The sequence below is a fragment of the Vallitalea guaymasensis genome, assembly GCF_018141425.1.
Taxonomy (GTDB): domain Bacteria; phylum Bacillota; class Clostridia; order Lachnospirales; family Vallitaleaceae; genus Vallitalea; species Vallitalea guaymasensis.
Genome location: NZ_CP058561.1, coordinates 5,280,195 through 5,301,636, shown reverse-complemented (window position 1 = coordinate 5,301,636; position 21,442 = coordinate 5,280,195). Strand labels below are relative to the sequence as shown.

The following is a 21,442-nucleotide window of genomic DNA, read 5'->3' as shown; positions in this document are numbered from 1 at the left end:
TAACCTCCTCCATCAAGTACCTAAAAATACAAATGATGGTACATTTTTATTATTATAATGCAAGTCAATGAGTTTAGAATTAACATAAAAATATTCTTTCATTGTTTTTTCTGTCATTATACTACTGATATCTCCGCAAGTATATTTATCCTTACTTAAAACTAAGCACTTATTTGCAATCTTCATTACATTGTTAGGATAATGTGAATTAATTATTGTACTTATACCCTGCTTCTTAGCTAATTTACTTATTGTGTGCAATACTTTGAATTGATTATAAAAATCTAAATGTGATTCTGGTTCATCTAATATCAATAACTTTGGAAATGAGGACAAAGCCTTGGCTATGAACACCATCTGCAGTTGCCCACCGCTCAATTCATTGCAATAGGAATTTCTTATATGATAGATACCTAATTCATTTAGAATGTCATCTACTATATCGTAATCCTCTTTTTTTGGTGATTGAAAATAATTGTGGGTTCCATTTCTCCCAAATACAACCAAATCTTTTACTAAATAAGAAAATGGTAATTTCCTTGCTTGAGGTACATAACCAATGTCTTTTATACGGTCAGCATCAATAGTATTTTGTCCATTGAATATACAAGTTCCTTTATCCCATTTCAAAATTCCAGCAATACATTTCAACAAGGTAGTCTTACCTATTCCATTACAACCCATTATTGCAAGAATTTCTCCTTCATCCAAAGTAAAACTGATATCTTTTAGTATAGGAACATTAGGTTTATAAGAATAATAGCAATTCTTTAGTTTTAACAGCATTATATCTCACCTCTCTTGTACATAAATAAAAAAGCAAAAATTGGAGCACCTATTAAAGCTGTCAATATACCAATAGGTATTTCTGAAGAACTGATATTTCTTGCTAAACAATCAACTATTATTAAAAAAGCTGCTCCTGTTAAACCTGATAATGGAACCAAATATCCGTGATTATATCCAATTATCTTTCTGCATATATGAGGAATTACTAAACCTATCCATCCAATAATTCCTGCTACTGTAACAGTTGAAGAAACCATGACAGTACATAATATGATAATAATCCACCTAAGCCTCTTAGGATTAATCCCCATTGTAAATGCTTCATCATCACCTAAAGACAATATATTAATCTTCCATCTAAGTATTGTTAACCCTACGATTCCAATCATCACAGGTAATATGATAATTTTAATCTGGTCATAAGAAGCATTAGAAAAACTTCCCATAAGCCAAAAAGTTATAGCTGGCAATTTCTCTTCTGCATCAGCAACATATTTTGTTATTGATATCAAGGATGTAAATACAGAAGATACTATAATCCCACTTAATATGATTGATAGAATAGATTGATCTTTTCTACCTTTTGAAAACAGAAAAACTAAAGCCATACTGGTAATTCCAAATGCAAATGATAAAATCTGTATAGTGATTAAATTATTGGAGGTCAATATAATTCCAAGCGCCGCACCGAATCCAGCTCCTGAAGAAACTCCAAGAACATCAGGACTGACAAGGGGGTTTTGTAATAATCCTTGCATACAGGTACCTGCTATAGCAATACAAGCCCCTACCATTCCAGCTAAAATAATTCGTGGTATCCTTATATCCCATATTATGTAAGAAGAAATTTCTAACTTATCAGGTAAACTGGAGTTATTAATCTTGGCACTGAATATTTTAATGATATCACTTATTGATATGTCATAACGACCTACTAACAAAGATATACAACTCACTATAATCAATAATATTACTACTAGAAAAGCTACATTTTTATAAGATGTCATAGTACTATTTTTTTTTATATTCATTTCTTTATTTTCCTTTTACTTCTTTAGGTTTCAATATGTCCTCAACTAAAGTATCATTTAATTCTATATCATAGATTCTATTGTAATATCCTTTTAAGTAAGTGATGAAATCATCTCTATTCATTAAATCAGGATAAGTTTTTGAAATAAGCCATAATGGCATTACAGGTGAATCTGCACTTGGCGCACCCCAGGAATAAACCGCTTGTGGAATATCATAAATAGCTTTATCCTTATATGCCTGAATCAAGGACCAATCTTGATTTGTTGCTTTATTATTAATAATAGGTGTTGCAGGCATACCTAAAAATATGAAAACAATATCAGGATTCCATTCATAGATTTGTTCCATACTCACTTCTTTACATCCCTGTAGATCCTTAGCTACATTTTCTATTCCTGCTTTATTGAAGAAATTATCTCCATATGAGTTATTCCCACTTGCAGTTATTTTTCCATTTATGTAGCTAAATATATAAAGTCCTTTTTTCTTGGTAGAGTTATCTTTCAATAGTTCATCTGCTTTATTATTTGATCTCTCCCACTCTTTTTCTATAGTATTTTCATTAGAAACATCTAAAGCTTCTTCTAAATGTTTTTCCCATTGAATAGTCATCTGTTCAGGGTCTCTGTCTTTATTAATCATCATATCTACAGATTCAACATTTAATTTATCTAATTCATTCTTTTGATTATCTCCGTAATAGAATATAATATCAGGTGATAATTTTAGCAACTCCTCTGTATTAACAACAAATTCATTATTAATAAAAGAAGTGTTTATATCTTTATAACCAGGATATAATTCTGCAAGAACTTTCTCATTAGCTGTACTAAATGCTCTTCCATTAATGCCTACTACTGTAGTATCTTTTGGTGATGCACTAAGATAGATTGAAAATATGGGCGGAGATATTATAGTGACTCTAGTAATATCTTTGTCCTTTGATCCTGCTTCTTTATTATCTTCATTAACTGTTGTGGCTACTTTATTTTCATTATTAACAGAACAACCTGTTAATTGTACTAATACTAAACTTATTATTGTAATAATGGTTATCATTCTCATTGACTTCATAAAAAAAAACCTCCTCTATCCTTAGAAATGATTATCTATTAATTTATTTGAGTAATTAAGAAATTTTTGTATTAATTGTAATTCGTCTTCGTTAAGACTATCTAAAAAATCAAACAAAGCTTTATCAAAATTGTTATGATATTGTTCATGAAATTTGTAAGCTTTCTCTCCATCTTCAGTTAAAAATAATTTAGTCTTTTTCTTATCTGCCTCATCATTGACCTTAATAATCAATGCTCTTTTTTCTAATTTTAATACTGTTTTATAGACAACAGCTCTAGTTATACCAAATTTTCTAGCCATTTCCGAGCTATAGATGCCAGGATTATCTCCAATCATTTTAATCATATGTATTTCGCCTCGATAAAATTTCATGTTTTCACTACCAAAATCTAAAACATTGGTTTTACCGTTTGCAACTTTCTCTGTCATTGATATAAAAGATTCTAAAACATTGTTCTTGGCATTCATTTAATTAACTCCCTCTGCTCTTATGTGTTTATTTTTGGTAAACCTTTATGCTGTGATTACCACTTTTATCTTGTTTATATAGTCTAAACCCACTATCTGTCATTGCATCTTGAATAACCTTATCAGGTAGAAGTAAATTAAGACCATCCAAATGACTTGACAGCCATCCCAGTATAGTTTCAGAAGGTTCTAGATAATCTTCACTGAATCCATGGGTTATTAGATATATTATACCATTTTTATTAAGAGCGTCATATAGTTTTTTTACAAAATCCTGTAAATGGTCTTTTGCAAAGTCTATAATGCCTGAGGCAATTATTATATCGTAACCACTTCCAATGTCATCTTTTATGAAGTCACCTTTTTGCACAGATACTCTTGTACTTAGATTATTCTTTGAAATTAAATCTTCTGCTACTAGCGAAACTTTAGGTTCTTCAAAAATAACACCTTTTGAGTTAGGGAAAGCTTTACACAACTCTATTCCCATAGCGCCTGAACCTCCACCTAGATCTAATATTTTATTAGGTTCACTATCCTGATATATTGTATTCATAAGATTTATCAATGGTTCTATTCGCCATAGATATATCTCTGGGATGCTTACTTTTGCTAATTTAGTGAAATTATAGACTTTTTGCCCTTGATTATGTTGAGTAATAGCTTTATCTGGACCAAATCTTACTCTGTTCTCAATATTATCTAATGACATCATTTCATTCCTAAATAATATGGCATCTCCAATATAATATTTACTTGATTTTGATAGATAGAATTTCCCCTCCTCTGTATTAACAAACTTGTTTTCATGTTTTTCAATTAGATGTATGGATGCTAAAGCATTCAGTATTAATTTTAAGTTTCTTATATCATATGTACTTTGGTCAGCTATTTCTTCTATTGATATTTCATTATCTAAATATGAAAAAATATCTAGTTTTAATGCTGCAAAAAATAGTTGTGACTCTCTATGGTTGGTTACCATCTTGTAATATGTATTTGCTACCAACTTTTTATTATTCATTTTCTCACTCCTTTGTAACCCTAGCATACATTACGATAATAGTATATAACTAAACATGTTGTATGTCAAGCATACAATCAGCTTTATGATTAATATTCACTAACTAATTATGATTACTAGTTCATTGACATTAATATTCAGCACTGGTAAAATTTTAATAGACAATTGATACTGACACTCTCTATTATGATTTATTTGGTTTTAGTTATAATTTTGGAGGTAATATATGAAACAATATAGAATAAATGATATGAAAGATTACTACTCCCAATTTTCCAGTGATATTTTGTTAGAAAAAAAGAATACTTATACTAATCAATCACAATATAATTTATGTAATGACATCGGTAAAGGTAATTTCGAGCTTATTTCTTTAGATGGCGGTATAGAGGTATGCTTTGCTGATATGAAATTCAAGAACAAATTAGAATACGAGTATCAACTAGATTTTAACTGCTTTGAAATTATTTACTGTATAAAAGGACATATGAAATTTAATAATAAGAAAACGGACACATTACATACTATACAGAAAGAAGATATAAAGTTTATTAGAAATAGCTCCTATGGATGGGAAAGCTTTTCTACCAGCGATGATTGGGAATCTATTTCTATTATTTTTAATAACCAATTTTTTAATCAATTTCCCGAACTTACTGTAGATACTTTGGATGAACAAGCCCTTGAATCCCTTATAAATGATATGATGGTAGAAATCACTATTCCTGACGTCAAGGTTGCATTTAATCAGATACATAGATGTAATCTGCCAAAGGATTCTACATGCAGAATCTTATATCTCCAAAGTAAAGCTATAGAAATAATTTCATTGATATTAAAAGAAATGATTATCAAGAATGAACCTAACCAAAAGCTAATTCTCAAAAATGACGATATAGACAAATTACAATATGCAAAAGAGATCATTAATAATGATTATGTCAATCCATTATCTATAAATGAGTTATCTGAGCATATTGGACTTAATACATTCAAGTTAAAGGTTGGATTCAAACAAATATATAACACAACCATTTATGGATATATAAGAGATCTACGAATGGAAAAAGCTAGAGAATATTTAATTGAAGGTCAAAAAAATGTAATAGAAATAGCTAATATGGTTGGTTATTCAAATCCTAGTCATTTTTCAGCAGCTTTCAAGAAAAAGTTTGGTGTCAATCCCAGTGAACTTAAAAGAAAAACAGGTTAACTATATACTTGACCTGTTTTCCTTATTAAATATAGTAACCCACCCCGACTTAATATGTGAAGGATAACTATTAATAAAAATATCTAAGATATCTATATGTTATATTTTATACTCCCCAATAGTCCTTCACTAAAAAGATTATAATTCATATAATAACTAATATCTACTCTAATAAGTATTTTTTATACCCCTTCAAGTATTTAGCAATTTCAATACGAAATATAGGTCTAATTAATCTTTTATTATCACCTTATTAGCAACGATCATAAAATTCTAGGTAAATGTTCTTCACATATACCAATAAGACCCAAGATACCCTCAACCTGTTCCTTGCTTAACCTCTTTAGATACTCTATTACTTTATCATTAAGTTCCTTATGAAATAACTCGTGATTTTCATAAGCTATCTTACCTTTTTCAGTCAGTTTGAAAAGAACTTCTTTTTTGTTGGAGTCTCTTTTGTATTTTAGTATTAATCCCTTTTTAATCAATTTTTCTGCTACTTGTGTTACTGCTCCATTTGTGATATCTAGCTTTTTAGACAGTGTAGAAGCGTTGATATCTCCAACACCTATAGCCTCAATAAAATGTATTTCTGAATGATAAAGCATCTGGTCTGTACCAAAGCTTTTAGGTTTTCTGTCATTATAATTTATTCTATACTGTACAGCGGACATTCTCTCAAGTATTTCAATGTAATCGTGCATTTTGTCACCTCTCTGTTTTAAATATATATTTTACTTACCATTTTATCAATTCCTTCTTTTGTTGCTTTATGGAATTCTAGCTTTTGTTCCCAAGTATGGGATATATCATTAGTATGTAAAACTTGTTCTGGACAATTAGCTATACATCTAAAACATGCTATACAAGACTCAATATCAGCAATACCTTTTTTAGCGTCCATTGCCTTTGTGGGACATATGTTTTCACATAATCCGCACATTGAACAGGAATCAGAATCTCTTGTAGGAAGTTTAGTAATTACATGAAAACGATATTTCTCTGCTTGATCCAATTGATCAGAGCTGTATAATGGTTTATCATATTCTATAGGTTCATAAGGTTCATTACTGATAAATTTGTTTATTGTTTTAACTGTGTATTCTTCTGCAATATTATAATCTGATTTATTAGGACGATTTTCAGCAGCCAACCATCCGCTATAATTAAAAGTATGAGCACTTACAAATTCTGCTGAAGAAACTAATTTGAAGTTATGTACATCCAATAACTGTTTAATATAATAATGAGCTGGGTCCTTTCCAAATCCACCATAAGTAAAGAAAACTGAACACTTTTTGCCTTTTCCATCTATTCTTTGTAACCATTCTCTGCATATCCTAGGAGCTCTCATAGAATAAATAGGGAATCCAAAAAAAATACCATCATATTCATTAATTATCAATTCTCTTTGTCTACTTGAATAAGAAGTAATATCTAAACTAGTAACATCTACATCAAGTTCTTTTAGTTTGTTTTTAATTACAGTTGCTATTTTTTTAGTGTTGCCCGTTGCCGAAAAAAATGCAATCAATATTTTCAAAATTCATTCCTCCTTCAAATTACTAAGTAATATATTTTAGTAACTAAAAGATTATCACTGTTACTGGAATTTGTCAATATATTTTAGTTGCTAAAACATATTCAAAAGAGAATTTATGCCATTTTTATGCCTTATATGGTATGTTCAATATATGAACATATATTTATAATATAAAGTAATATCCTTTGTATACTTTGTATTAATTAAGAAATTATTAATATTAATTTATAATTAGCGTGTAAAAAGCCTACCAACACTATTGCTTGTTGATAGGCTTTATTTAGATAATAATATTTACTTATGTAAAACTATTATTAATTATCTTGTTTTGAATCCATCAAAAAACTTACTGTATACTATTTCATATGTGAAATCAACTGCTCCTTTTTTACCGATTGGTGCGGCATACCATACTATCATGTAAGTTGTACCATGTTGGAAGAAACAATTTAATTTTACAGAGTCTTGCTCAGTTATATTGAATGGATCAAGGTTATGAATGTTAAATGTTTCTAAATAGAATATATCCCCTTCATTACCAAATGTTTTCTTATTAATGAATGTAACACAATATTCTACTTTTATATCTAATATTTCATCAATACTTTTAAATCCTTCTAAAGAATTACAATCATGATTATAACCTATTTCTTCAATCTGAACATTATCTATGAACCAGCCTGATTCATTAGAAGCTGAATCTGTCATATAACGGAATGCAACTAATATCTCTTGACCAGCATATTGAGTTAAATCAAATTCTTCACTACCCCAAGCTGTATCTTGTCTTGAGAATCCAGGAAGATTTTCATATATTTGTGGCGCTTGTGAATTAAGTGGGAATGTATCTTTATCAATAGTATTATCATTAGCTAGACTTGTCCAAGTTTGTCCTTCATCTGTTGAAACTTGAACCATACAAGCATCCCATAAAGGCTCTGCATCTACAAATGTATCAAATTTCAATAATGGATTAACGGCACTAGATAAATCTGCTCTAAAGATTAATTGATTATCTATATTGTCACCATTGTTACCCCAAAGTACAGTTCCTCTGTTTTCTTTTGGGTCTTCCATTGCTTTCCAAGGATTTGGCATAAATTCAACACCATCGAATTTGATGTTACGTATTCTCTTAGAGTTATCTAATACTTTGTAATCAGCTCCCCATGCAGGTACTCCATCTTTATCATACTCAAGTGCTGATTCAAAATCTACATTAACATCTATGCTGTCGAAATTATAAAAATCGCCACCGAAAAGATCGGTATCTATTGCAGCAGCTATAGTAAATCTTCTAAATAATTCTTCAAAGTCTATACCTGTATTGAATTGATTAAGAACTTGATTAGTACTTTCAATACCATGGGATTCATTCTTAGCTAATGCTTGAATGAAATCATGTCCGAAATGATCGTTCATATATAATACGAATAAGTAAGCTTGACCATAGTCAGCTAACGTTTCTGGTCCTGTTGGAGCATCTACATGCTCATCCCATTCTATTAATGAATTCTCAGGATAATCCAAGAAAGCATTTACATGACTCATTGGATGCATTTCAAAGCATAAGAATTCAGCAAACTCAGACATACCTTCATTTAACCAAGTTGTTTCAGATGAATCATTATCATCATGAATTAAATGTTGGAATTCATGAGCTGTAGTTGGTAACCAGTTACTATCTAATCTATGTTCCCAATCTTTTGCTGATATATTGATAATATTTCTATCAGTATATTCTTCATACATAGGTGAGTAGAATCCACCAATAATCAAAGGATATGTTTTATCGTAGTAATTCACATCTCTGAAGTTATCAACTAGAAGAATAACTCTTTCAACTCCATCTTGAGATACATAATAATCAGCTGGTAAACCAACTTGTCCTGGAAGAGTTGCATTTATTCCAGTATGTGAATCATGCATTCCAAAGAAATCAGTATCTTTAGGATAAACGGTTTCATCAAATACATCTTTCATATGGTCAGCTTGTGCTTGAGTTATTACAGGGGCTTCTCTATCATCGATGTAATCTAAATTATCTGCTATCCATATTTCTACACTATCTCCAATACTTCTTAAAGTATAAGTTTTAAGATAATATCCGTTTTGTTCATCATATGATAGAAAATGCTTAGTTCCACCATTGAATGTAAAGTTAGGATCATCAGCTTCTAGGGCAAATAAGCGATTTTCTGCTAGATTCACAGTTCTTGCAAATTGCTTAATTTGATTAGCAACTTTTTCCTTATACTCATTATCTTTCTCTAATTCTCTGATTTTTGGTCCGATGTCGATAAGATCTCCATATCTTGAAGTATCCCAACCATCTTCTGCATATACTTCGGGTACATTAAAAGCGAAAGTTAGACAAAATACAAGAGCCAATAATGATGTTAATACTTTTTTCTTCATTAAAAAAACCTCCCTGTTTTTTGTTAGACAACCTGTATAAATATTCATATATCTATGATATTTCTTTCAATATTCAGACATGCCATCTACATTACTAGTATATAACATTTTATTGATAATTTCTACAATAATTGTTATGTTTTTGTTAATTAAAACAATTGTAAATAATCACTAATATTAATAGTATCGTATTGGTATTTTTGTCATATTATAATATTCAGAATTAAATATATACAATATTAATTTAACTGTATAATAATAACAAAAGTGTTTTATACTATTTATGTTTAATAAAATTAGATTTAGGAGGTAGTTATTTTGAGAGCATCTGGTCAAGAAAACGGTGAAAAAATCGAAAGAACCATAAAGAATAATGGTAAATATGATAATGATAGCAACATTAAGAAAGAAAAATATGATAAAGAGTCTAAAGATAATAATATAAGGTAATTAATCCAATATATTATATAAAAAACTTGATATCTGTTACTAGGTAAAACTAGAAGCATTATATAATCTTGTTAATGATTATATAATGCTTCTAGTTTTACTTAATCTTCATTATAATTGTAATGGTTTCCTTGAATGATAGTATTTGTTATATCTACCCGAGTTTCATATCCATCATATACGGAGTATTTTGCTTTTGACAAAAACTTTTTGGAATTTATCACATCTTTACTATTTATGTCAATCATAACTAAATCAGCATCGTATCCGGGGGTAATCTTACCTTTATTTATACCCAATATGTTAGCTGGATTATATGACATTTTATTAACTAATTCTTGTAATGTCAAAATACCGTTGTGAACCAAATAAGTATAGGATAGTTTAAATGCTGTTTCAAATGTTGACATGCCAAAGGAAGCAATATCAAATTCCAATAATTTCGAGTCAATTGTGTTAGGTTTATGATCAGAACTGATTACATCAATTGTACCGTCTTTCAATCCGTTGATTATACCCTCAATATCTTCCCTAGTTCTAAGAGGAGGACTTATCTTAGCATAGGTATTATAGTTATCAACATTGGATTCATCCAATATAAAATATCTAGGAGAAGTTTCCGCTGTAATACTAATCCCTTTATCTTTTGCAAGTCTAATTAATTCTACAGACTCTTTTGATGAAACATGTGTGATGTGTAAGTTAATACCATACTCTTTTGCTAAAAATATGTTTCTAGCTAGCTGAATTGTCTCAGCTACTACAGGAAAACCTTTTAATCCTAGCTTTGTAGCCATATAGCCTTCATTGATACCACTTTTATTGGAAATACTAGTATCTTCACAATGCATTATTATAGGCATATCAAACATACTTGCATAACGAAATATTTTTTTTACAACGCTATTATCTTGTATTGGAACATCACCATCAGATAATGCTACTATACCTGATAACTGCATTTCGCCATATTCAGTAAGTTCTGTCCCTTTACATTCTTTTGTCAAGCTTCCATAAGGAAATAAATGTGTAACTGCATCAATTTCTGATTTTGTTTTTATATATTCAACTACTGTTTTATTATCTATACTTGGTAATGTATTAGGACTACAAGTTATACTTGTGAATCCGCCCCTCGCAGCACTTAATGAAGCTGTTACAAGGCTTTCTCTATATTCATAGCCAGGCTCGCATATATCACAATGCATATCAATAAGTCCTGGAATAATAATCTTATCTGTTGCATCTATAGTGTAATAACCATCTATATTAATGTTAGGCATCACTTCACTGATTTTACCACCATCTATCAATATATCTGTATTCACCAATGTTTCTTCAGATGTAACAATCTTTCCATTTTTTATAAGTAAGTTATACATTAAAATTCACCCCACACTTAGATAATACATGAAATAATGCCATTCTCACAGCTACTCCATTGATTTGTTGCCTATTTATTATAGAATTATCTCCATCTATAACCTCTGAAGAGATTTCTATACCTCTATTTATAGGTCCTGGGTGCATAACAATTACATCTTTCTTAGCATATTGCAAGCGATTGACATCTAATTTAAATAACCTCATATATTCATTTATTGATGGTAACAGATTATCTTCTTGCCTTTCATTCTGAATTTTGAGGGTCATGATTACATCTGCATCAATTATTGCTTCTGTAGTATTATTGTGAACTTCTACATTATCTCCAAGGTTACTAGGTATTAGTGTAGGTGGTCCAGCGATTCTTACTTTTGCACCTAGTTTAGTAAGTCCCCATATATTACTTCTTGCCACTCTATTGTGCATGATGTCTCCTATTATTGCCACTTTCAATCCTTTGAATTTATTTTTGATCTCATAGATTGATAATAGATCCACTAACGATTGGCTAGGATTTTCGTTTCTACCATCACCAGCATTAATTACAGAAGCATTTACATACTTAGTAAGATAATGTGGTCCTCCTGACAAAGGATGTCTTATGACAATGAAATCAGCTCCAATCTGGTCTACTGATCTGCCAAGGTCTTTAAGTGATTCACCTCTATATAATTCCTTAGATGTAGTGAGATTAATAACTTTAGCATTTAAGTTTTGAGCTGCAAGTTCAAAAGATAATCTGGAACGAGATTGTTCTTCATAATATAAAGTTGCAACTGTTTTTCCTTTCAATAAAGGGGTTGTAGTGAATTTATTAGATTCTATGGTATATTTCATTTTTTGTGCTGAGTTAAGTATATAGTGAATCTCATCACATGATAAGGATTTCAAATCTAGAAAATGTTTAATATTAAGTAACATTTTGGTACCTCCAAGGGTGATTAATAAAATATATTGTATACCACTATTTGAATTAAATCAATAGCAAACATGAATATTAACATAACTATTACCAGAATATTACTCTATATAAATTGAGATCCTATTAAGGACACAAGCCATTTGAGCCCTTGTTACAGTATCTCTAGGTCTGAATGTATTCTCATCATATCCTTTTAATATACCAGCTGAATTTAAGGCTGTTATAGCCTCATATGACCAACTATTAGGACTTATATCCTTGAAGTTGTTATCTGCCTTTTGTATATCAATATTTGATTCTAATAGATTGTACAGCATTTTAGCCAGTTCTTCTCTAGTTATTGTACTATCTGCATCAAATATTTTTTTGTTTTTACCATTTATTATGTTGCATTTATATGCAGTTTCTATTTCTGATTTTGCCCAGTATGAATCTGGCACATCAACAAAATATGATGAGGTAGAATCTAAATCAATATCAAGGGCTCTAATAAGAGTAACTGCCGCTTGTGCCCTAGTTAAACTAGTATCAGGACAAAATAGTGTGCTGGATGTACCTAACATCCAATCTTTTTCATAGATAGTAGATATGTCTTTTTTTGCCCAATGATTAGATACATCGCTAAAATAATTGCCGTTTAACCATGATATGTAATATTTCCATATTTCTTTGTTTTCTTGACCTAAACTCCAGCTCCCTGTACCTTTTAGATTATACTTACTTACTAGCTTCAATTTCTCTTTTATAGTATAGTCATCGTCATACCATATTTCATAATTACCTACAGTCACTGGTACACCCCAACTATATAGATTCTTCTTTTCATCAGAAGTGTTAACGGTAAATGTAGCTTTCATGCTTTTGGATTCTTTATCATAGATGATACTTCCCTTGTAATATGCTACCAGAGCTTCAATAGTACCCGCAGTAACTCCTTTTCCAAGAATCTTATTATCTTTATCAGAATCATCCATATCATTTATATTCCATATTCTTCCGTAAAAAGGTATACCTAATACTATTTTTTCTGATGGTACACCTATATCAATAGCATTTTTGATAGAATTCTCTACGAATGACATACTTGCTACTGGTCCTGGTTTACTTCCTCTATAACTTTCATCATAAGCCATTATCATTAGATAATCTGCATAAGAAGCTAATGTTTTATAATTATACATACCTTGCCACCCTTTAGATGAACCATAAGGGTTAGCTGCTACCGATATTGATAACTCTTTATTACTATCAAGCTTTTCTCTTAGTAAACAAATAAATTCTGTAAATGGTTCTCTGCTTTGTTCATTCAACCCTTCAATATCAACGTTAATACCATCAAAATTATAGGTTTCTATTATTTTATTGATTTCAGTTGTTACATTTTCCATATCTGCTAATGCAAGTTCACCGGCTTCTCTATTCCAGTGATTACTTAAAAAAGGAGTAACCTTCATGCCTTTATCATGCATGGTCTTTATAAAATCAGTATCAATGTTATTTGTTTCAATATGTCCCTCACTATTTATGTCTATGTAATTAGGTGATACATTGTCTAGAGATTCTTCAGTATCATTAACATAATTTATGTAGGATTTAGGACTGCCGTAATGTAAATATGACATATTGAATCTATCTGTAGTGTAGACAGATGTTGTTGTAACTGTTAATAATGCAGTAAGTAAAATTATACCCAAAACTATTTTAATAATTTTCATTGGTTAATTAGATTCCTTTCTGTAATTTTCATTGGTATCATATTAAAATTAAGTTCAAATATATATATGAATATTTTAACAGATTTTTAGTACTTTTTGTCTAAGAAATTTAACCATAATAAAGTATTTGCTGTTCCATAGTCATATTCTAGTTTTCTTTTGAATCTAAAAAAGCCCCTATTAAGGGACTTTTCATAATCTATATTAAGGTTATATACCTTTTGGCAAAACAAGGTTTAAAATGACTCCAATAAGAGCTGCTATAGCTAATCCTGATATTGTCAATGAATCAACTAGAGGAAAACTATCAACACCAATACCAATTACTAAAACTATTGCTGATATCAATAAGTTTCTACTGTGAGTAAAATCAAGGTTAGAAGAAATTAATATTCTAACACCTACACTTGCTATCATACCAAATAATATGATACTTATACCACCCATAACTGGTCCAGGTATAGTTCTTATAACTGCTCCGAATTTACCGATCATACTTAAGAATATAGCTATTACCGCTGCAATTCTTAAGATAGCAGGATTATATACTTTTGTTACAGCTAAAACACCAGTATTCTCACTATATGTAGTATTAGCAGGAGCTCCCACTAAACCAGCGAATACTGTTGCCACACCATCACCTAGCATAGTTCTATGGATACCTGGATCTTCTAAGAAATTCTTACCAACAACAGCACCGTTAGTAGTTATATCCCCTATATGTTCAATAAATACTACTAGGGCAATTGGAGCTATAGCAATGATTCCTGACATTGTAAAAGATGGTAATGTCAATATCTGTTCTGTTATATGAGAATCACTAACTGAGAACCATGCGGCATTAGTTATTGCAGTTGTATCTAATAATCCAAAAGGGATACATAATAAATAACCGATCGTTACTGATATTAGTATAGGCACCATCTTGAAAAAGCCTTTAGCAAATATTGATACAACAACCATTGTTAATACAACTATTGTTGCAACTAATGCATGAGTACCGTTAAATGCTCTATCACCATTATCATTAATTACTGGGAAGAATGCGCTGTTAGTTGCAACAGTACATAATCTAAGTCCTATTACAATAATCATTGGCCCAGTCACAATTGGCGGGAATAATTTTTTGATTTTATCTACTCCCACAAAGTAAATTATGATAGCCATAGTTACATATACTAAACCAGCTACTATAATTCCACCTTTTACTAGAGAAAGATTATGTAAATATTCTGCTCTTGGCATCTTAGATACATCATCCAGCTGATTAGGATTGAGAGTTAAAGAAATTGCTCCTATAAATGCAAAACTTGAACCTAAGAAAACAGGTACTTTTCCTTTTGCACATAAGTGAAATAAAAGTGTTCCTACACCAGCTGCAAATAAGGCAATAGCTGGGTCAAGTCCTGTTAAAATTGGTACTAAGACTGTTGCTCCGAACATTGCTAAAACATGCTGTAAACCTAAAATTAGTTTTTTGCCTGTTGATATGTTCTCCATAATAAAATTTACCTCCTATTTTGTAATAGATATAAGTTATATTTTTCTAGAAAACTAGACTACTTTATATTTGGTACACACTTTTTAATATGGAAATCTTTAAATTATTTGAACAGTATCTTCGCCATCAACTTCTAATAACTTAACACGAACTACTTCGTTTTTTGATGTAGGTATGTTCTTGCCTATATAATCAGGTGTTAAAGGTAATTCTCTGTGACCTCTATCTATTAATGATGCAAATTGAATCTTATTGGGTCTACCTGTATCTATTACTGCTTCAATAGCAGATCTACAAGTTCTACCTGTATAGATGACATCATCAACTAATATAACATCTTTACCTGATACATCAAAATCTAAAGGATTGTTTATTACAGGTTGAGGAGTTTTCTTTTGTAGATCATCTCTATAGAAAGTGATGTCAATTGTTCCTACAGGAACTTCCACTCCTTCAAATGTTTTGATTTTGTCCGCAATCCTGTTCGCCAAAGGAACACCTCTAGTCTTAATACCTAGAATAACAACATTCTCTACACCTTTATTTTTTTCAATAATTTCGTGAGATATACGTGTTAGCGCCCTTCCAATAGCTTTGTCGTCCATTAATACTTTCATAAGTTCACCTCAAAATATTAATATTTTTATAGCTTGCAAATAACATATTATAAAAATCCGACATATGATAGTCAAATTTTTACATTAAAAAAGGCTTCAAGATACATTCAAGAAGCCATAGTTTACATAACTATGTTACGGTAAAACTTCTTACTAGCATCTCTGTACTAATTTAAAGAAATCTTTTTATTTAATTCTATAATAATCTATCACATTTTTTGATAAATGTCTACTCTTTTTTTATTTTATTGTGTATATGTTTTAATGATAGGTTATTTCTTGTCGGTCCATTTAATTAATGCTTGAAAATATTTCTTTCTACTGTCTTTATCTACACCTTCAACATAATAATTATCAGTTTCTTTATTGTAGCCTTTATGTAGTTCAATAGTTTGTCCATATTTACATTGGTTCAAAAAATTTATATGTAGAATTTGGGGTTGTTTATTTAGATAATAGTCTTCACAAAAACTATCTAATACCATTTCAACATATCTAACGTTGTTGACATGATGATTGATATCAATATCACAGTAACTGATATTTTTGTCAAATACATGTTCTTTATTATCAACGTCAAATATCTTTCCTGGAACTTCTTTTACAGCATATTCATCTTCTAGGTTATCTATTGTTCCATTAAGTATCTTAGGACGTTGTGGTCTCATCTTTTTCCAATCAACGATTACCCAATTGGTTGTAACATTAGCTATTACTCTATCAGATGAATATACTTTGAAATCCCTTAACACAAATATTTTGTCAGTACCTTTTGTCCATGTTTTTACTGTAATCGTATCACCTAATTTAGGGTATTCCAATACATCAATATATGCTCTGGACAAAATCCAAAACAATCCCTCTTCTGTCATCTCTTTTACCCCATAACTTTGACTGTGGGCATGGTTTATAGCACATTCCTGCATATAATTGAATATAGTACTCATTTTGATCCTATTTTCAAAATCAACTGCATAAGTTCCTAATCTGTAAGATTCTGTTCCTATTTTACTCATATATCTTATCACCCTTATAATTAAAAATTGTTAAACTTATAACATACTGTATATTATATCACTATCCAATTACAATGTCTAAAAATAATTTTTCTAGGTGATATTTGATATAAAAGGTATTAAAATATACTTTCTAATTCTTTAAGTTTATTGTAAAGTTCTATTATTAATTGCTGAACATATTCTATCTAAAGCTTCTTTTAATATTGCACGTGGACATGCAAAGTTGACTCTCATAAAACCTGAACCATTATCTCCAAACCAGTTTCCGCTATCCAGAGCAACTTTAGCTTTATGAAAAATCAGGTCTTCAAGTTTTTTATTGTCTTTTTCTATTAGTCTAAAATCCAGCCATGCCAAGTATGTTGCCTGTGGACGTATAAGTCTTACCTCTTTCATGTTATTAATTAAGTAGTTTTCCATAAAATTAAGGTTCTCCTCTAAATAAAGCAACAATTGTTCTAGCCAGTCTTCGCCTTCGTTATAAGCGGCTTTTAGTGCAGCTATACTCATGGGATTATGTCCTGATATAGAGTTTTTGATTAAAATGTGTTTATATTTATCTCTAATCTCTTTGTTTTTAATTATTATATGAGATGTTTCTAGTCCAGGTATATTAAATGTTTTACTAGGAGCAGTACAAATTATTGAGTTATGAGCAAATTCTTCACTAATGTTAGCAAATACTATATGTTCATTATTTCCTAGAATCAAGTCATTGTGGATTTCATCAGAAACAACTAGAACATTATTCTCTATGCATATTTTCCCAATCTTCTCTAATTCTTCTTTTGTCCATACCCTGCCAACTGGATTATGGGGACTGCATAAAATGAATATCTTAACTTCCTCATCTTTTGCTTTTTCTTCGAAATCTTCGAAATCAATATTATATTTTTTACCGTCATATGTTAAAGGATTGTCCACTACTTTGCATCCATTATTTATAATGGATTTTTTAAAAGGATAGTATACAGGTGTTTGGATAATAACTTTATCACCAGTTGAACAAAAGGCTTGAATTATATAATTTATAGCTGGAACAATACCTGGTGTATATACTATGCTATCTTTTTCTATATTCCAATTATGTCTTTTCTTTTGCCAGTTAATAACTGAATCATAATATTCATCTAACCTGACACTATAACCATATATACCGTGTTTTGCTCTTTCAACTATTGTATCAATTATTGGTTGGGGAGTCTTGAAGTCCATGTCTGCAACCCAGAGTGGCAACATATCTTCTTCTCCAAAAAACTCTTTTAACTTATCTGGCTCCCACTTTAGCGAATTAGTTCCTTTTCTATCTATGATAGTATCAAAATTATATTCCATTGAATTTCCTCCTTTTGGAACTGTAAAACAATATGAGTAGCTTAATTATTGTTAATATACTTTGACCTTATCATACTATTAAAAGTTATTCAAGAATTAAATGATAAATTTCTTAAGCTTGATATTTGGGAATAAAACCATTGAAGATAACAATACTATAACTATAACATTGAAAGGATTGATTACATGAAGAAGCAAGAAAATAACCAAGAGATAAAAGATAAGATTCAAAAAAATGATAAATATTCTACTGAATTCGGTAAATCAGAAATGCTGGAATATGAGCATAGAAGCAAACAGATTGATAGAGATGAAGAAAATACAGCATATTAGCAGTATCTATAATTAACATTAAGGGACTGTTCGTAATTCTTTTCATCAATAACATCTATAGTATAATCTTTTTATTAAAAATTATGAACAGTCCTTTATTTATATGTATTACTCCCCTGCATCAATTAAGTATTCAAGTGTTTTGTGGCTACTTCTTATCAATGGTCGCATGCAATATCTCTAATAATACTTTATAAAATTTATCTGGTTCATCCAATTCAGGAAAATGTGCGGAGTTTTCAAACCAAATACATTTTTTTGTAGGGCATTCTATCGTTTCACAATATTTTTCAGTCAATATTTGTGGTGCTACATAATCATATCTTCCCATACAGAAATATACAGGTACCTTCATATCCTTGATAGTTTCAAAAAAATTTATACCATTTTCATATATATCAGCAAATAAATGATTAACTGAAAATTCTTGTCCCTTCATAATGATATCCAATTCTTCTCTAGTACAATTATTAGAAATATATTCAAATACACCAAAGTTCTTTTCAATATATCCTAATAAGCTTAACCACTTTCTCTCTATGCCTATATCATGAATCATATCTTTATATGGTGGATTACCTATTTCTGATAATTCTTTTATAGCTTCAGTATTATTAAGTTTTTTTGCTTCATATAAGATAAGGTTATAGGAGACTTTTTCATTTTCAATAGTATCAACTATTTGTCCTGTACTAATATACCCATAGAACTTATCAGGGAATCTATGTACAGACATAAGTCCATATACACTACCAATTGATTGAGCTGATAAGAATAACTTGTTTTTCTTGTATGTATTCAGTAAATAATCTACTACTTCCATTAAATCAATTATAAATTGTTCTAAATTCATTGTATCTATTGGAATGTTTTCATTATATGATTTTCCTGCTCCCCTTTGATCCCAATTCACAACTAAAAAATCCTGTTCAATTTTTTCCTGAAAACAATCTGATATACAACTATAAGGTATACCAGGCCTCCGTGGATAAATAAAATTATAGGATTCTGTGGATTACCTCTAACCATTATATGCTGCTTTATACAACCTATACTAACTATTTCTGATACATCGATTTTTTTAGAATGTAAATTCATATTTTATAACCTCCTTAGATATAGTTTAATTATATTTAACTTTATTGATAGTATTATAGTATAGCACTCTAACATTGTCAAATATAAAGTTTAATATAATTTAACTTATTAATTTCATGTGTTGATTGTTTAACGAAATTATACTATAATAAATTAATGATGCTGGGAGGTAATTTGAATGTACACAACAATAGGAAATAAAATTAAACAAGTAAGAAAAGAATTGCATATTACTCAAACTCAATTAGCCGGACAAGATATGACCAAAAGCATGATTAGTCAAATAGAAAATGGTATGGCTACCCCTTCCATGAAAAATCTTATAAAGATTGCTGATAGATTAAATAAACCAGTTTCTTTTTTTCTAGAAGAAAATATGGACAATACCACATTACCCATTAAAAAAATACAAGCTAAAATGAATGAAATTACCATACTAATAGATAATCTTGAATATAATGAAGCTGTAGAAGAATTAAAGGATCTCCTTTCAGCCTATAACTTTTATAATCATGGTAAATTACATGGTGACATTTTATTTAAATTAGGTGAATGTTTAGGAGAGCTGAACTTATTCGACGAGAGCGAAAAACACCTTGACAAGGCTATAAAAATCTATGATGAAAACCAATTATATTCTGATTCAGCTATGGCATACATGGAAAAAATGAATAAATACCTAAATGATTTCAATTATGAAGCATGTTTACCTATTCTTGAAAATGCTATGGACAAGTACAATTCAACAATAATTAAAGATTATTTATTTGAACTAAGATTTTTGTTTGTTGAAGCAATGATTTATTCTGGTTTGGGTAACTTTAACTATGCAATTAAAAAGCTTGAAAATGCTGTATCACTTTCTGCTCAAAACCACATATATTATAATTCAGATACAATATATCAGACTTTGGCATGTATTAATCTTATATGCAAGAACTATAGCTCATTTCTATATAATATTAAAAAAGCAGAGCAATTTTCAATTTTTACAGAAGATACCTTTAGATTATCTCTTATATACCTTAATTATGCTGAATATGAAATTATAAATAATAATCCAGATAAAGCCCTAGAATATCTTAATCAAATTAAAGAGCCCCGTAAGGATTTGAAAGTATTCTATACTCTGGAAAAAGCTAAAGTAGCTTATCTCTTACAAGATTATGATGAATCTCTAGCTTTGTTTGAAAGTATAAACTATAAGGAAATAGATGTTAGAAAACTACATAAATATGATTATCTCTTTATGTGGTCTGCAAAAATATATCACGGTCTTACTCTGATGAAAATGGGTAAATTAGAAGAAGCATTGAAGCAAATGAATATAGGAATTTCCAAATTTGAAGTTTTCAGAAATTCCATTTATCATATATTTGCTTATAAAAGTATAAGTGAACTTTACAATCTATTACATGACTACAAAACTGCATTCAAATATTTAAAATTGGCTAATGATATGGAAGAATCTTTAGAAGGATTACCTTATAGGTAAC

The 21,442-nt window shown here is 29.8% G+C and carries 21 protein-coding genes; 4 read left to right on the top strand and 17 right to left on the bottom strand.

Annotated features, from left to right (window positions below; translation table 11 throughout):
* Window positions 1-12 precede the first annotated feature (12 nt).
* Genes HYG85_RS22945 through HYG85_RS22925 form a run of 5 tightly spaced genes read right to left on the bottom strand, consistent with a single transcriptional unit; the run spans window position 13 to window position 4,393 of the window.
* On the bottom strand, window positions 13-786 hold the full coding sequence (locus HYG85_RS22945) for an ABC transporter ATP-binding protein (protein WP_113675037.1): 774 nt from the start codon (window positions 784-786) through the stop codon (window positions 13-15).
* Window positions 786-1,820, bottom strand: a complete 1,035-nt coding sequence (locus tag HYG85_RS22940) for a FecCD family ABC transporter permease (RefSeq protein WP_212691581.1) — start codon at window positions 1,818-1,820, stop codon at window positions 786-788. The genes HYG85_RS22945 and HYG85_RS22940 overlap by 1 nt, the downstream gene beginning before the upstream one ends.
* Window positions 1,821-1,824: 4 nt before the next feature.
* The gene (locus HYG85_RS22935; RefSeq protein WP_212691580.1) at window positions 1,825-2,898 is read right to left on the bottom strand and encodes an ABC transporter substrate-binding protein; all 1,074 of its coding nucleotides are present in this window, start codon (window positions 2,896-2,898) and stop codon (window positions 1,825-1,827) included.
* A 21-nt stretch (window positions 2,899-2,919) separates the two neighbouring features.
* Window positions 2,920-3,369, bottom strand: coding sequence for a MarR family winged helix-turn-helix transcriptional regulator (locus tag HYG85_RS22930; protein ID WP_113675040.1), 450 nt, complete (start codon window positions 3,367-3,369; stop codon window positions 2,920-2,922).
* A gap of 28 nt (window positions 3,370-3,397) precedes the next feature.
* Window positions 3,398-4,393 carry a methyltransferase gene (locus HYG85_RS22925; protein ID WP_212691579.1) on the bottom strand — a complete coding sequence of 332 codons (996 nt, stop codon included), beginning with the start codon at window positions 4,391-4,393 and terminating at the stop codon, window positions 3,398-3,400.
* 226 nt (window positions 4,394-4,619) lie between these two features.
* Between HYG85_RS22925 and HYG85_RS22920 the strand changes: the two genes are divergently transcribed.
* On the top strand, window positions 4,620-5,606 hold the full coding sequence (locus HYG85_RS22920) for an AraC family transcriptional regulator (RefSeq protein ID WP_212691578.1): 987 nt from the start codon (window positions 4,620-4,622) through the stop codon (window positions 5,604-5,606).
* 263 nt (window positions 5,607-5,869) lie between these two features.
* On the opposite strand, the gene HYG85_RS22915 is transcribed toward HYG85_RS22920, so the two are convergent.
* From HYG85_RS22915 to HYG85_RS22905, 3 genes are all read right to left on the bottom strand, one after another.
* A complete protein-coding gene (locus tag HYG85_RS22915) occupies window positions 5,870-6,313 on the bottom strand; it encodes a MarR family transcriptional regulator (RefSeq protein ID WP_212691577.1) in 444 nt (147 codons plus the stop codon).
* 17 nt (window positions 6,314-6,330) lie between these two features.
* Window positions 6,331-7,152, bottom strand: a complete 822-nt coding sequence (locus HYG85_RS22910) for an EFR1 family ferrodoxin (RefSeq protein ID WP_212691576.1) — start codon at window positions 7,150-7,152, stop codon at window positions 6,331-6,333.
* A 318-nt stretch (window positions 7,153-7,470) separates the two neighbouring features.
* Window positions 7,471-9,570, bottom strand: a complete 2,100-nt coding sequence (locus HYG85_RS22905; protein WP_212691575.1) for a choice-of-anchor J domain-containing protein — start codon at window positions 9,568-9,570, stop codon at window positions 7,471-7,473.
* A 318-nt stretch (window positions 9,571-9,888) separates the two neighbouring features.
* Between HYG85_RS22905 and HYG85_RS24545 the strand changes: the two genes are divergently transcribed.
* Complete coding sequence (locus HYG85_RS24545; RefSeq protein WP_276515016.1) at window positions 9,889-10,020, top strand: hypothetical protein; 132 nt, start codon at window positions 9,889-9,891, stop codon at window positions 10,018-10,020.
* 101 nt (window positions 10,021-10,121) lie between these two features.
* Here the strand turns inward: HYG85_RS24545 and HYG85_RS22900 are convergent, their stop codons facing one another.
* From HYG85_RS22900 to HYG85_RS22870, 7 genes are all read right to left on the bottom strand, one after another.
* Window positions 10,122-11,402: a dihydroorotase gene (locus HYG85_RS22900; protein ID WP_212691574.1), complete on the bottom strand. Its 1,281-nt coding sequence runs from the start codon at window positions 11,400-11,402 to the stop codon at window positions 10,122-10,124.
* The gene (locus HYG85_RS22895) at window positions 11,395-12,327 is read right to left on the bottom strand and encodes an aspartate carbamoyltransferase catalytic subunit (protein WP_113675047.1); all 933 of its coding nucleotides are present in this window, start codon (window positions 12,325-12,327) and stop codon (window positions 11,395-11,397) included. The genes HYG85_RS22900 and HYG85_RS22895 overlap by 8 nt, the downstream gene beginning before the upstream one ends.
* A gap of 99 nt (window positions 12,328-12,426) precedes the next feature.
* The gene (locus HYG85_RS22890) at window positions 12,427-14,043 is read right to left on the bottom strand and encodes an S-layer homology domain-containing protein (RefSeq protein ID WP_212691573.1); all 1,617 of its coding nucleotides are present in this window, start codon (window positions 14,041-14,043) and stop codon (window positions 12,427-12,429) included.
* Between the two features lie 210 nt (window positions 14,044-14,253).
* Window positions 14,254-15,543, bottom strand: coding sequence for a uracil-xanthine permease family protein (locus tag HYG85_RS22885; protein ID WP_212691572.1), 1,290 nt, complete (start codon window positions 15,541-15,543; stop codon window positions 14,254-14,256).
* A gap of 99 nt (window positions 15,544-15,642) precedes the next feature.
* A complete protein-coding gene (gene pyrR, locus HYG85_RS22880) occupies window positions 15,643-16,161 on the bottom strand; it encodes a bifunctional pyr operon transcriptional regulator/uracil phosphoribosyltransferase PyrR (RefSeq protein WP_113675050.1) in 519 nt (172 codons plus the stop codon).
* Between the two features lie 272 nt (window positions 16,162-16,433).
* Window positions 16,434-17,177, bottom strand: a complete 744-nt coding sequence (locus tag HYG85_RS22875; RefSeq protein ID WP_212691571.1) for an acyl-[acyl-carrier-protein] thioesterase — start codon at window positions 17,175-17,177, stop codon at window positions 16,434-16,436.
* Window positions 17,178-17,324: 147 nt separating this feature from the next.
* On the bottom strand, window positions 17,325-18,515 hold the full coding sequence (locus HYG85_RS22870) for a MalY/PatB family protein (protein ID WP_212691570.1): 1,191 nt from the start codon (window positions 18,513-18,515) through the stop codon (window positions 17,325-17,327).
* A gap of 186 nt (window positions 18,516-18,701) precedes the next feature.
* Between HYG85_RS22870 and HYG85_RS22865 the strand changes: the two genes are divergently transcribed.
* The gene (locus tag HYG85_RS22865) at window positions 18,702-18,848 is read left to right on the top strand and encodes a hypothetical protein (protein ID WP_193774704.1); all 147 of its coding nucleotides are present in this window, start codon (window positions 18,702-18,704) and stop codon (window positions 18,846-18,848) included.
* A gap of 148 nt (window positions 18,849-18,996) precedes the next feature.
* Here HYG85_RS22865 and HYG85_RS22860 read toward each other — a convergent pair whose 3' ends face one another.
* Window positions 18,997-19,761: an alpha/beta fold hydrolase gene (locus HYG85_RS22860; protein ID WP_212691569.1), complete on the bottom strand. Its 765-nt coding sequence runs from the start codon at window positions 19,759-19,761 to the stop codon at window positions 18,997-18,999.
* A 2-nt stretch (window positions 19,762-19,763) separates the two neighbouring features.
* Window positions 19,764-19,946 carry a hypothetical protein gene (locus HYG85_RS22855; protein WP_212691568.1) on the bottom strand — a complete coding sequence of 61 codons (183 nt, stop codon included), beginning with the start codon at window positions 19,944-19,946 and terminating at the stop codon, window positions 19,764-19,766.
* A 178-nt stretch (window positions 19,947-20,124) separates the two neighbouring features.
* Here HYG85_RS22855 and HYG85_RS22850 point away from each other — a divergent pair, with 178 nt between their 5' ends.
* Complete coding sequence (locus tag HYG85_RS22850; RefSeq protein WP_212691567.1) at window positions 20,125-21,441, top strand: helix-turn-helix domain-containing protein; 1,317 nt, start codon at window positions 20,125-20,127, stop codon at window positions 21,439-21,441.
* Window position 21,442: the final 1 nt, after the last annotated feature.

What these genes read in the sequence shown, in the direction of transcription:
- HYG85_RS22925 (WP_212691579.1), bottom strand. Translation starts at nt 4,393, where the DNA reads ATGAATAATAAAAAGTTGGTAGCAAATACATATTACAAGATGGTAACC.
- HYG85_RS22920 (WP_212691578.1), top strand. Translation starts at nt 4,620, where the DNA reads ATGAAACAATATAGAATAAATGATATGAAAGATTACTACTCCCAATTT.
- HYG85_RS22850 (WP_212691567.1), top strand. Translation starts at nt 20,125, where the DNA reads ATGTACACAACAATAGGAAATAAAATTAAACAAGTAAGAAAAGAATTG.
- HYG85_RS22895 (WP_113675047.1), bottom strand. Translation starts at nt 12,327, where the DNA reads ATGTTACTTAATATTAAACATTTTCTAGATTTGAAATCCTTATCATGT.
- HYG85_RS22885 (WP_212691572.1), bottom strand. Translation starts at nt 15,543, where the DNA reads ATGGAGAACATATCAACAGGCAAAAAACTAATTTTAGGTTTACAGCAT.
- HYG85_RS22945 (WP_113675037.1), bottom strand. Translation starts at nt 786, where the DNA reads ATGCTGTTAAAACTAAAGAATTGCTATTATTCTTATAAACCTAATGTT.
- HYG85_RS22930 (WP_113675040.1), bottom strand. Translation starts at nt 3,369, where the DNA reads ATGAATGCCAAGAACAATGTTTTAGAATCTTTTATATCAATGACAGAG.
- HYG85_RS22890 (WP_212691573.1), bottom strand. Translation starts at nt 14,043, where the DNA reads ATGAAAATTATTAAAATAGTTTTGGGTATAATTTTACTTACTGCATTA.
- HYG85_RS22900 (WP_212691574.1), bottom strand. Translation starts at nt 11,402, where the DNA reads ATGTATAACTTACTTATAAAAAATGGAAAGATTGTTACATCTGAAGAA.
- HYG85_RS22875 (WP_212691571.1), bottom strand. Translation starts at nt 17,177, where the DNA reads ATGAGTAAAATAGGAACAGAATCTTACAGATTAGGAACTTATGCAGTT.
- HYG85_RS22870 (WP_212691570.1), bottom strand. Translation starts at nt 18,515, where the DNA reads ATGGAATATAATTTTGATACTATCATAGATAGAAAAGGAACTAATTCG.
- HYG85_RS22915 (WP_212691577.1), bottom strand. Translation starts at nt 6,313, where the DNA reads ATGCACGATTACATTGAAATACTTGAGAGAATGTCCGCTGTACAGTAT.
- HYG85_RS22935 (WP_212691580.1), bottom strand. Translation starts at nt 2,898, where the DNA reads ATGAAGTCAATGAGAATGATAACCATTATTACAATAATAAGTTTAGTA.
- pyrR (WP_113675050.1), bottom strand. Translation starts at nt 16,161, where the DNA reads ATGAAAGTATTAATGGACGACAAAGCTATTGGAAGGGCGCTAACACGT.
- HYG85_RS22865 (WP_193774704.1), top strand. Translation starts at nt 18,702, where the DNA reads ATGAAGAAGCAAGAAAATAACCAAGAGATAAAAGATAAGATTCAAAAA.
- HYG85_RS22940 (WP_212691581.1), bottom strand. Translation starts at nt 1,820, where the DNA reads ATGAATATAAAAAAAAATAGTACTATGACATCTTATAAAAATGTAGCT.
- HYG85_RS22905 (WP_212691575.1), bottom strand. Translation starts at nt 9,570, where the DNA reads ATGAAGAAAAAAGTATTAACATCATTATTGGCTCTTGTATTTTGTCTA.
- HYG85_RS22855 (WP_212691568.1), bottom strand. Translation starts at nt 19,946, where the DNA reads ATGAATTTACATTCTAAAAAAATCGATGTATCAGAAATAGTTAGTATA.